This window comes from Corynebacterium lizhenjunii, from assembly GCF_011038655.2.
Classification (GTDB): domain Bacteria; phylum Actinomycetota; class Actinomycetes; order Mycobacteriales; family Mycobacteriaceae; genus Corynebacterium; species Corynebacterium lizhenjunii.
In genome coordinates this window covers 625735-637040 of the sequence record NZ_CP064954.1, presented here as the reverse complement: position 1 = coordinate 637040, position 11306 = coordinate 625735, and the positions used below count along the sequence as shown (strand labels likewise).

Here is an 11306-nt window from a genome sequence, read left to right as displayed (position 1 = left end):
GCTACTCCCCTGCCTCGATCTTGCCGGTCTTATAGCCCACGCCACGCACGGTCAGCACAATCTGCGGGTCCTCCGGATCATGTTCAATCTTGGCGCGCAGACGCTGCACGTGGACATTAACCAAGCGGGTATCCGACGCGTGGCGGTAGCCCCACACAGACTCCAACAGCTCCTCACGGGTATGGACCTGGCCGGGCCGGCGCGCCATCTCCAGCAGCAGATCAAACTCCAGCGGAGTCAGGGAAATCTCCTCCCCGCCCACGCGGGTGACCGTGTGCTCCGGGACATCGATAAGCAAATCGCCTACCTCCAGGACTTCCTGGGCCGCGGCATCCGTGCGGCGCAGGCGGGCACGAATACGCGCCACCAGCTCCTTAGGCTTGAAGGGCTTGGTGATGTAATCATCCGCCCCCGACTCCAACCCCAACACCACATCCACGGTGTCCGTCTTTGCGGTGAGCATGACGATGGGCACCGCCGAATCGCGGCGAATAGCGCGGCAAATGTCCACACCATTCATGCCCGGCAGCATCAAGTCCAGCAGCACCAGGTCCGGCTGGTGAGCCTCAAACTCCGGCACCGCCTGGGCACCATCAGTGACTGGGATGGGCTCCATGCCCTCCGCTTCCAGGACAATGGTCAGCATCTCCGAGATCGCTGGATCATCGTCCACTACTAGAATCTTCGGGGCCATTGCCCTGCTCCTTCCACGGGTTCTTTCCTCCGGCTCCTCAGGCGCCGGTACTGTGAGCACCGGATACCTTGGGCGGCCTGAATTTTGGGCGCCAGTGCTTTCGGTGCCGGTACTTTGAGTGCCGGTACTTTGAGTGCCGGTACTTTGGGTGCCTGCTACCGAAGCACCAGTTCCCTAAGACTGCGCCGCGTGCGGCGGCGCAGTCCTTTGCGCCACTAGTGCCACTACATCACGGGTAATCCTATCCACATCCGCGGACACTATCCACTGGCCGCCCCACTCGCGTGCGGCCAAGCGCCGGTAGGCCGCAGCGGTATCAGCCTGCAAGGAGGCGTTCTTTTCGTACTCGTCCTTCTTACGCGTAGCATCTTCGACCGCACGCTGGCTGGCGCGTTGGCCAGCCAGATCCACGGCGGTGTCCAAGAAGATCTGCAGGTCCGGCCGGGGCAGGCCCAGAGTAGAAAACTCCAGGTCCGCTACCCAATCACAAACGGAATCATCCCCCAGCCGCGCTGCGGAATACGCCGCATTAGAGGCCACATAGCGGTCACAGAGCAGCACCTCCTCGTCCGCAAAGCACAGCTCCTCGCGCGCCCCAAAGCGGTCGAGTGCAAACAGCGTGGCCATGCCGTGGACAGAGTCAATGAGGTCCCCCATCTTTCCAAACAGCGCCGCCTGCGCCAGCTGGGCATGAACCGAATCTGCATAACGCGGGAAAGCCAACACCCGCACCGGCACATCCAATTCCGCCCGTAACCGCCCCACCAGCGTGTTTTTGCCGGCGCCGTCTATGCCCTCAACCGCAATAATCACGTCGAACTCCTTAGCTCAGCGCCTCGATGTAGGCATCGACATCATGGTCTTCTTCCACCCGTTGCAAAATCTCCGCGGCCTGCTCATTGAGTTCCTCATCCCCTGAACCCGCCAGGTCCCGAATGAATGGATACGCCCGGACAATGTCGCTGGCGCTAAACGGTGCTCCCGCCCACAGTGCCGCGATGGTGGCGGCAGCCAACGCGTTTTCTTCTTCCGCCTCAGAAGCCTGCCCGCTCACGGCTGCCACAATGACGTCACGGACGGTCTCTACCACGTCTTCGTCTTCCAGGCTGAGCAACTCATCTAAAAAATCGCCGTTGACCTCAGAGCCGAACACTTCCCGGTCCCACGTTGTCATGCCTTGTACTCCTTGATGCTTGTAGGGATGCCATGTTTGTGAAGCATGGTAGTGTTGTTACCAACTTGTTACCACAGCTGCAGTTTCGGAAGGAAACCCCGGTGAAAGCAGATACGCGTCGTGTGCTTATCTTCATCGCCGTTGGCGTGCTCGTTGCATGTGCCGTTGGCACTGGGGTGTGGCGCCTGGGCACGCCGGGTTCTTCCACTTCTGATAGTGCCACGAATCAAGCTCATGGCGTAGTTGTCACCCACACCACCTCCCGGCCGGCCTCCGTTGGTGACTTCGTGCGCCCCACCGAGGACACAGACTCCCCCAAGTCCGGACGCACGGTGGCTCTGGCAAGCGATGATCCTTTCTTGCCTCCCAACGCGGCGTTCAATACCACCAAGGCGGACTCCCAGCCCACCACGTTCTACCGCCCACCCAACATCTCCGGCTCGCGCGAGGATGCCGTGTCTGCCGATGCCCCCGCAACCGCCGCCAACGCCCCTACCGCTGCTGCCGGCCCCGCCAATACCCCCGGCTCCCCGCAAGCACCACAAGCACCGCAGCGCCCAGGGCAGACCGGTCCTCGACCAGAATCACCTACTCCAGGCCAACCCGAACGTCCTGCCCCCGGCACTAAGACTTCTGCTGAGACTCCCCCGGACACCACGCGCCCCCAGCGCCCAGACGCCACCACCGAACCCGATACCAGCTCCGCGTCGACTCCCGGAAGCACCCAAGGTTCCTCAACCGGTCCTACCACGGAGGAACCTTCAACCACAGGACCGAGTACCACCTCCGAACCCACGGTCCCAGCCGAGCCAACCGAAGAGGAAAGCGACACTCCACTCCTGGAATCCGACGGCTCCCAAGACGACCAAGAATCCACCACCTCTACGCTGGCCACCACCATCGAGCCAGACCCCACTGAGCCCGAACCCGCCCCCTGACGTTCCCACATCGACTACACCCCGCCGCCTGCCGGCCCAGGTCCGGCTTGCCAAGACTGGTTGCCTAGCGGCCCATGCGTGCCCCGTCTCCACGGCCCGGGTGCCAACATCCTGGCTGCCATCGCTACCGCCGGCTGCCGACACCCCGACTGCCACCGCTACCGCCTGTCGTCTACGCGTGGCCCACTTCCGCGACCTGACACCGACAGCGCGACTCCCCTCGCTACCGCCTGCCGCCTACACGTGACCCGCATGCTGCCCGCCAACTCTCACCGCCGGGCGGCCCCACGCGGTCCGTTTCCGCGACCCGGGCGCCGACATCCTGACCGCAATCCCGTTTATGCGCCACAATCGAGCTACCCCCGTGTGGGTGCCCCCATTACCATCGGTAGATCGTCCCAAAGTTTACCCTCATTGCACACTCGAGTGGACAATTTTCCGATAACCCTTGCGAACGCCACGCAATAGTGTTTATTCTCGGTGGCATGAACTTCGAGACACTACTTGCGGGCCAAGGCCCCGTCATCGACGCACTAGCTGGTTTCGCCGGCCACAGCGTCGAAGACCTCACCGCAAATGGGCTGTGCCCGTTTGTCGCACGCAAGTACGTCACGCTGTATAACACCTACTACGGACAGACCTCGTTTACCGGCTTGCAATACAAAGCCCTAACCGCTGCCCGCACCCAAGGCCATTCCGCTGAAGCCTTAGACTTCATCGAGTCCAAAACCAAGCGAGTTGCCGACAAACTCGGCAAATGGAAACTGCGCGTCAAACTGTGCAAGACGCCTGCCGCACAGATTGAGGCCGTTGCGCGAGAGCAGTTAAAGAAACTTGCCAAGCCGCGTGAGGTTAAAGAAGGCGTAAGCCTTACCCATCACGCTAATGGGCTGGCCACGCTCAAAGCCACGGGCAAGTCTGTGGACATTATGGATGTCCACGCTGTGGTTGACCCTCAAGATCAAGTAGAAAGCTTCCTGGCAGCCTTCAGGGGCGGGGGCGCTGGCAAACAACGCTACATCCCGATCATCCCTATCTACCTGGATCAGATTTGTGAGTTCGTCGACCGGATGCACAACCCCGGCCGCTACCCCACCGATGCCGATATCCGCGTCCGCGCCTCCAACGGCGCCATCCTCACCGGTAAAGACCTCCTGGAACGACTGTGCCTGGACTACGGGTTTATCGCAGCGCTATCGCGTGAGCATGGTCCTCTGGATTTGTACCGTTATTCGCGTAGCGCTAACTCTAAGCAACGCTTATTGCTACTTGCCGAGGGTGCGGAATGCTCCTGGATAGACTGTCACTTGCCGTTTGATAAGTGCCAGATTCACCACATCCACCCTTGGAACCGGGGTGGCCAGACCAACATGTCAAACCTCACCCCATTGTGTCCGCACCATAACGGTGCCAATGAAGACCACCCGCCAGACGGTATCCCGATAGCCCGGGGTCGGATGGTACGCATGGGTACCGGGGTTGGGTGGCAAGCACCCGGTGGCGCACCACCAATACAAACCCGGCCCGCGCCCACACCACCATCAGCCACACCCACCACCTACCCACCCACCAACTCCCCACCGGAAGGCTAGCCGCCAGCAGACCAGCCAGAAGGGATGCGGCGGCATCGGAAAGCACACAGCCCCAACCGCGACGACAAAAAGCGCGCGGAAGGGGCTAGACGTGCGTGCATAGGCCCTTTCGGGCGCGGTAACGACGTCGCTGCGCGGCGGAGAGTCGGGGCCCAGAGCTCAGCGAGGAGGGGCCGGTTCCCGCCGTGGAAGCGGGGCTACGCGTAGGCCAGGAAAAATTGGGCGCCGCTGGGGGTGCTGAGGTGCGGGGCGGGGGTATCGGCGGGAATCCAGGCGGCATCGCCAGGGTTGAGGCGCAGCTGGCCAATCTGAAGCTCGCCGGAAGTGCACAGCGCAATCGCTGGGCCAGTAGCGAGCAGATCGCCTTGGGCCCCGGGGCTGCACTCGTAGCGGGTGACGTTGAACTCCTCCACCGGAACCTGGTATTCCCACGCTTCGACGCCGGCGGGGGTACCGGCAGTCTGCTGAGCGTGGACCTGCGGCTGCGCCAGCGCGCCGAAGGACAGGACCTTCACCAACTCGGGGACATCCACGTTCTTCGACGTCAGGCCACCGCGCAACACATTGTCCGAATTCGCCATGACCTCCACGCCCAGGCCCCGCACGTAAGCATGGAGCTGGCCGGCGGCCAAGAAAACGGCCTCGCCAGGCTGCAACTGCACATGGTTGAGCAGCAACGCCCCCAGCACGCCAATGTCCCCCGGGTACTGCTGGTGAATCTCCAGCACGGTATCCATCACCTGCGACATCCAGCCGCTGGGCACACGCGGTGCTGCGTCCACCACGGAGGAGATAAGCTCCCGGCGGGCAGCGGCCGGAATGGTAATCCAAGTAGTAAACAACGCCTGCAGGCTGGCTTCCTCATCATCGGTGCTGACCATCCCAAGGTAGCGGTCCAGCTCCGGGGAGCCCAATGCCGCAAAAAGCTCCAAGGTCTGCGCAAGCGGCCGGAAGCCCGCCATCGCGTAGAAAGGCGTCAGCGCAACGATCAACTCCGGCTTATGGGAAGCGTCCTTGTAATTGCGGGAGGCGGCATCCAAGTCAATTCCCAGGGAGTTTTCGCGCGCGAAGCCCTCCCGGGCCTGTTCCATGGAAGGGTGGGCCTGTAAAGAGAGGACCTCATCGGCTGCCAAGAGCTTGAGCAAAAACGGCAAACCAGTCTCCGCGTGCGGGCCCAGCTGCTGCGGGTGCTGCTGCAGGTAGGCATCCAGGCCCATGCTTGCGCCGTGGGCATCGCGCTGGCCACCCAACTGCGAAGGCGCCGCCGGGTGGGCGCCATACCACAGCTCTGCCACCGGTTGGCTGGACTCCGGCTGACCCAGCAGCTGTGGGATCAGGCTGCGCGACCCCCAAGAGTAATGGCGCACGGCAGGGACAAGCTGGTCCATGACAGGGAACTCCTTCATAAAATATGTGCATAAAATATGTGTCAGGTGGGGCGGATAACCTAGGCGGCATCCGGTGCAGTATCCGGGGAAGCATCCAGCGCTGCAGCGGCAAAAGCGCGCGTAATCAACTGCAAGGGGTGGGCGGTGTCACTAGCGGCCGACAGGATTAGAGTCTGGCCATCGTCTCCTGGGGCTTGCTCCTGGGCAACAGCCCCAGCCCAGACAATCACCTTTGGGCTAGCCCTAAACACGGTCCACCCAAAGTCAGCGTCCGGCCCGGAGCCGGGGCCATCCAGGAAGGGATCATAGAAAGGATCCGGCTGCGCCTGCGGGTAGCGCGCGCGAATCTGCGGCACATCCTCCGGCTCTACTACTCCAGCGCCCAGGCCGGCGCGGGCAAAAAGCGCCGCGGCGACCTCGGCCAGCGGGGCGCCGGTATGAAAGACCAGGCAGTCCTCCGCAAAGTCGCGCAACTGCCGGGCCGGATTGACGCTAACGTCACGGTCCGGGCCCAGGGCCTCGACCTCCGCATCCAGTTCCGAGGCAAGACCCGCCAGGTACGCTTGCGTCACCGCCGCAGGCTGGGAGGCAGCTGAGCAAATAGCCTCCAAGGCGCTGATATAGCGCGCAGGGGAACCCGCCGTAGCGGTTGGCAGGGCCCCGATGATGGTGGCACACGAGGTGGCATCGGCAAGCAGGGGCCCAACGCCGGGCACCACGGCCACGCATTGCGCACCGCGCCTAGCTGCCGTCAGCAGAGCCTGGCTGGTCTGGTCGCACTCAGCGCGCTCGCCCAGCACCACCACAACATCCAAGGCACCAACGAAAGTCGGCAGCTCATCTGCAACCACCAGCGGCACAGCGGCAAACGTGCGCGCCACAAACTGTGCGCACACCCGCGCCACATGGTCCGTGGGCAACACCACGATGGCGCGCGGCGTAGAGCCATAGAGCGCCGCCTCCAACGCCGGGACGGCAGCGGCCACGGCCCGCACCTGCGCGCCTTCATGCGCGACATCAAAAAAGCGGACCATCTCCGCGTCGTAGTGCTGCTGCCCAGACCAGTAGTCGGGCTCAGAATCGGTGCTCATGTTCAACCACCCTATACTGATCCGCTATGAATTATCCTGTGACTTTGGTAGGAGGTGGCCCAGGAGCCTGGGACCTCATCACCGTGCGTGGCCTGCGCGCCTTGGAGGCCGCGGACGTGATTTTGGCTGACCACCTGGGCCCCGCCGCGCAGCTGGAGCAGTTCCTGGACACCAGCGACAAGCTGGTCATTGACGTCTCTAAGCTGCCCTACACCGCGTCGATTTCGCAGGAAAAGATCAACGCGCTGCTCATCGAGCACGCGCGCGCCGGCCGGCGGGTGGTGCGGCTCAAAGGCGGCGATCCGTTCGTCTTTGGTCGCGGCTTTGAGGAGGTCCAGGCGTTGGCGGCTGCGGGAGTGGCGTGCACGGTGGTGCCGGGGGTGACCTCCGCGGTGGCGGTGCCGGGGTTGGCGGGCACTCCGATTACTCAGCGCGGGATGGTGCACGCCTTCACGGTGGTCTCCGGGCATCTGCCGCCGGGGCATCCGCGCAGTCTGGTGGATTGGTCGGCGCTGGCGGCCAGCGGGGCGACACTGAGTGTGATTATGGGGGTAAAAAACGCCGGCGCGATTGCGCAGGCGCTCATCGACGGCGGGTTGGCTGCGGAGACCCCGGTGGCTCTTATTCAAGAAGGAACCCTGCGCGGCGAGCGGCGCCTGCGCACCACGTTGGGGCGCTTGGGCGCAGACATCGCGGCGCAGGGTATTGCCCCGCCGGCGGTCTATGTTATTGGCCAGGTGGCGGGCTTGCAGGAGGGCTAGCTGGAGCGGTATGCCAGCTCGGGCGAGTTTGCCGATGCCCCCTGTGCCAGCTCTGCGTCCTCCTCCAGCTCGGCTTCCGCCGGGGTGGTCTTTGCGTTGTGGGCGACGTCGCCGGCAGCCTGCTCGTTCGCTGCGGCGGCATCGGCAGCTTGGTCAGCAGCCAGGGCGCGGCGGTAGCGGCGCACGCCAGTGATGGTGGCGGTGACACCGATGATGGCGATAATCAACTGGGCCCAGGCGGGGACATCGATAATCTTGGGCAGGTTGAGCACCACGATGGCAGTGCCCACCAGGCCGCCCAAGGCAACCGGGTTGACGCGGGAAACCAGCCAGGCTGCCACCGGGGCCGCCAACACGCCGCCGACAAGCAGCGCACCCACCGCAGCAGCGTGGGCAACGAGCTCTTCCCACAGGCCCACCACAAATCCCGCGGTGGCGCCGAAGGTCACCAGGAACTCCGCGGTGTTGACCGTACCGACAATGCGGCGCGGCTGCTCGCGCCCTACCGCCATCAGGGTGGAGGTAGACACCGGGCCCCAGCCGCCGCCACCGGAGGCATCGACAAATCCGCCCACTAGGCCCAGGCCCACCAGGAATCCCCGGGAGTGGTGTTTAGTGGATACAGCGCGGCGGGTACGGCCGCGGGAGAAGCGCCACACCAGGCTCACGCCGATGACTGTGAGGATGGCCGAGGTCCACGGGGTAGCGGCCTCCAGCGAGATGCTCGAGAGCAGCAGCGCACCCGCGCAGGCCGCAATACCGCCTGGCACGCCCAAAGCGAGCACGGTAGGCCAGTGCACGTTGCCAAAGCGCCAGTGAGATATGCCGGAGGCGAAGGTCGTACCCAGCTCAGCGGTGTGGACCACCGCAGAAGCTTGGGCGGGGCCCAAACCGGCCAGCAGCAAAATAGTCGTTGAGGTAACACCAAAGCCCATGCCGATGCCGCCATCGACCAATTGGGCCGCAAACCCGGCCAGGGCAATAAGAATAAGTGCACGCATTAGACACCAACTTTCGAATAAGCTCGGACCCGGCGCGCAATCAGCGGCGCCAGAGCCTCTTGAAGGGGTTGCAGGTCCTCCCCCACTGCGTCCAGGAGCAGGCCCTGGGTAACAAACAGCGGGAGGATTTCCAGGTGGGGATACACCTCGCGTTGCCGGGCGATAGCATTCACCCCACCGCGAGTAGCGAAGGCCACCGAGGTGGATTGACCGGTGATGTCCGCTAGGCGAACAGCCAGCCGCTCGACCTCGGTGTTCGGCATTCGATCAGTTGAGCCCACTGCATAGACCACCAGATGAGCCCGCGGGTCAGTGACTCTTTCTGCAAGCACCTGTGCCATATCCGGGCCAGTGCCCAGCCCGCGAGTTACCCGCAGGTTCAACCCGGAAGCCTCGGAGGCAGCTGCAACCTGGGCAGGAACGTCCCAGCGGGCGTGGAAACCTTGGGTAAACAGCAACGGCACCACCAGCACCTCGCTTTCCTGGGGGTAGTCCACGGCGATGGCGCGGGCGGCATCGGCAAGCGAAGGTGAACACAGCTCCAGGTGGGCTGGCACGGTGGGCAGCCCGGTCAGGGAGGCCACGGCATCGGCCAGGCGGTCAATGCCAGGCGCCGCACCCGGGTGGCGCGAGCCATGGGAGAGCAAAATAAGCACAGTCATCTCAGTTACCTCCCGGGGTGTGGCCGCGGCGGCGCAGAGAATCCGCCAGCGCCTGGGCCGACGACGGGGCCGGTGCCGCCGGAGCGGGGGCAGCATTTTGGCCGTGGAAGAGCACCGAAAACACCCGCAAGCACTCGCGGCAATTCCAGGCGAAGTCGCCCTCCGTGTCCGGAAACAGCGCGGTCGAGGCGCAATAGGGGCAATGAGTGGGGTGATTGCGATTGGGATTGGGTTCGCGGCGAAATTCCATTACTGCAACAACTCCTCGTCGGCGCGCACGGCCCACTGCTGGAAGGACTCGCCCGGCTGGCGGTCTTGCTGGAAGTTGCCCACCACGCGGATGACGTAGTCGCTGACCTCAGAGGCGAGAACCTTGTGGCCGCGCAGCTTGCGGCCGAAAGCTTCCTCACCCAAGCCCAGCGCACCGCCCAGGTGGACCTGGAAACCCTCCACGCGGTTGCCGTCGGCGTCGGTGACCGTCTGGCCCTTGAAGCCGATGTCGGAGACCTGCGAGCGGGCGCACGCGTTGGGGCAGCCGTTAAGGGAGATAGAGATGGGCACGTCGAGGTCGCCGAGGGCTTCTTCGACGTCATCGACCAACTCGATGGCACGGGACTTGGTGGTGGCGTGGGCCAGCTTGCAAAATTCCAGGCCGGTACAGGAGATGATGCCGCGGCGGAACTCCGAAGGGTTCGCATACAGCCCAGTGCGCTCGAGCGCAGCTTGCAGCGGGGCGACATCGGCTTCCTCCACGTCCAGGAAGAGCAATTCCTTCATGGGCGTGGTTCGGATGCGCTGGATGCCAAAGTCCTGGGCTACCTGGGCGATCTCAATGAGTTGTTCACCCGTGGCGTGGCCCACCGTGGGCTTAACGCCCACGTAGAAGCGGCCGTCTTGCTGCTCGTGGACACCAACGTGGTCACGATTGCCCAGATGTGGTTGGACAGGGGCGTTGCGAACTAACGGGGCATCGAGGTACTCGTCTTCAAGGACCTGCAAGAACTTTTCTGCACCCCACTCGGCCACCAGGAACTTCAGGCGGGCGCGGTTGCGCAGCCGACGGTAGCCGTAATCGCGGAAGATTTGCACCACGCCGTACCAGACTTCCGCCACGCGCTCCAGGGGAACAAAGACACCCAAGGAACGCGCCAGCATGGGGTTAGTGGACAACCCGCCGCCTACAAAGCAGTCAAAACCCGCGCCCAACTCCGGGTGGGTGGTGCCCACAAAGGACACATCCTGGATTTCGTGGGTCACGTCCTGGCGGACGTTGCCAGAAATCGCGGACTTAAACTTGCGGGGAAGATTATGGATATCCTCGCGCGGCAGGTAGTCGCGCACAATTTCCTCGATGGCCGGGGTGGCGTCGATAATCTCATCCTTGGCCACACCCGCCACCGGCGAGCCCAGAATAACGCGCGGCACGTCACCGCAGCCCATCATGGTATCCAGGCCCACCGCGTTGAGCTTTTCCCAAATAGTGGGCACGTCTTCGATGCGAATCCAGTGCAGCTGGATATTTTGCCGGTCCGTGAAGTCCGCGGTAGAGCGAGCATAGTCGCGAGAGATTTCGCCCACCACGCGCAGCTGCTCCGGGGTGGCGCGGCCGCCGTCGAAGCGCACGCGCATCATGAAGTACTCATCCTGCAGCTCCGGGTTAGACAGCTGCGCGGTGAGCTCCCCGCCCAGGTTCTGCTTGCGCTGGGTGTAGAGGCCGAGCCACTTAAAGCGCGGCGCCAGATCCTCCGGCGGGATGGAAGAAAAGCCCTGCTTCGAATAGATATCAATGACTCGTTGACGGGCGGAGAGTCCGCCGTCTTGCTGCTTGATCTCCTCGTCGGCATTCAACGGCGTAGTGCCGTCGACTTTCCATTGGCCTTCAGGCTTCTTGGCGCGAGGAGTACGGCTAGCACGGGTGGTGGTCGCAGTCATGGGGGTGGCGCTTCCTTTGCTGGTTAATCGTTGCTGGGTAATCGTTGCTGGGTAATGGATGCTGGTTAATCGT

Annotated in this window: 12 protein-coding genes; 3 read left to right on the top strand and 9 right to left on the bottom strand. The window is 63.5% G+C overall.

Annotated features, from left to right (window positions below; genetic code table 11):
- Position 1: 1 nt before the first annotated feature.
- The 3 genes from mtrA to G7Y31_RS02985 form a co-directional block, all read right to left on the bottom strand.
- On the bottom strand, positions 2-694 hold the full coding sequence (mtrA, locus tag G7Y31_RS02995; RefSeq protein ID WP_165008513.1) for an MtrAB system response regulator MtrA: 693 nt from the start codon (positions 692-694) through the stop codon (positions 2-4).
- A gap of 174 nt (positions 695-868) precedes the next feature.
- A complete protein-coding gene (locus G7Y31_RS02990) occupies positions 869-1507 on the bottom strand; it encodes a dTMP kinase (protein WP_165008511.1) in 639 nt (212 codons plus the stop codon).
- A 10-nt stretch (positions 1508-1517) separates the two neighbouring features.
- Positions 1518-1868 (bottom strand): DUF4259 domain-containing protein, encoded by a 351-nt coding sequence (locus G7Y31_RS02985; protein WP_165008508.1) that lies wholly within the window; start codon positions 1866-1868, stop codon positions 1518-1520.
- A gap of 101 nt (positions 1869-1969) precedes the next feature.
- On the opposite strand from G7Y31_RS02985, the gene G7Y31_RS02980 reads away from it, so the two are divergent.
- Together G7Y31_RS02980 and G7Y31_RS02975 are read left to right on the top strand one after the other, a co-directional pair.
- Positions 1970-2806, top strand: coding sequence for a hypothetical protein (locus G7Y31_RS02980; protein ID WP_165008506.1), 837 nt, complete (start codon positions 1970-1972; stop codon positions 2804-2806).
- A 485-nt stretch (positions 2807-3291) separates the two neighbouring features.
- Positions 3292-4398, top strand: coding sequence for an HNH endonuclease signature motif containing protein (locus G7Y31_RS02975; protein WP_165008504.1), 1107 nt, complete (start codon positions 3292-3294; stop codon positions 4396-4398).
- A gap of 197 nt (positions 4399-4595) precedes the next feature.
- On the opposite strand, the gene manA is transcribed toward G7Y31_RS02975, so the two are convergent.
- Complete coding sequence (gene manA / locus G7Y31_RS02970) at positions 4596-5786, bottom strand: mannose-6-phosphate isomerase, class I (RefSeq protein WP_165008647.1); 1191 nt, start codon at positions 5784-5786, stop codon at positions 4596-4598.
- A gap of 59 nt (positions 5787-5845) precedes the next feature.
- Positions 5846-6877: a hypothetical protein gene (locus G7Y31_RS02965; protein ID WP_165008502.1), complete on the bottom strand. Its 1032-nt coding sequence runs from the start codon at positions 6875-6877 to the stop codon at positions 5846-5848.
- Positions 6878-6903: 26 nt separating this feature from the next.
- On the opposite strand from G7Y31_RS02965, the gene cobA reads away from it, so the two are divergent.
- The gene (gene cobA / locus G7Y31_RS02960) at positions 6904-7638 is read left to right on the top strand and encodes a uroporphyrinogen-III C-methyltransferase (RefSeq protein ID WP_165008500.1); all 735 of its coding nucleotides are present in this window, start codon (positions 6904-6906) and stop codon (positions 7636-7638) included.
- Here cobA and G7Y31_RS02955 read toward each other — a convergent pair.
- From G7Y31_RS02955 to G7Y31_RS02940, 4 genes are read right to left on the bottom strand one after another with little or no spacing between them, the layout of a single operon-like run.
- Complete coding sequence (locus tag G7Y31_RS02955) at positions 7635-8639, bottom strand: sulfite exporter TauE/SafE family protein (protein WP_165008498.1); 1005 nt, start codon at positions 8637-8639, stop codon at positions 7635-7637. The genes cobA and G7Y31_RS02955 overlap by 4 nt on opposite strands.
- Positions 8639-9301: a sirohydrochlorin chelatase gene (locus G7Y31_RS02950; protein WP_165008495.1), complete on the bottom strand. Its 663-nt coding sequence runs from the start codon at positions 9299-9301 to the stop codon at positions 8639-8641. Before G7Y31_RS02950 ends, G7Y31_RS02955 begins: the two co-directional genes overlap by 1 nt.
- Before the next feature lies 1 nt (position 9302).
- Entirely contained in the window at positions 9303-9551 is a 249-nt protein-coding gene (locus tag G7Y31_RS02945) for a hypothetical protein (protein ID WP_165008492.1), read from the bottom strand.
- Complete coding sequence (locus G7Y31_RS02940) at positions 9551-11233, bottom strand: nitrite/sulfite reductase (protein WP_165008490.1); 1683 nt, start codon at positions 11231-11233, stop codon at positions 9551-9553. Before G7Y31_RS02940 ends, G7Y31_RS02945 begins: the two co-directional genes overlap by 1 nt.
- Positions 11234-11306: the final 73 nt, after the last annotated feature.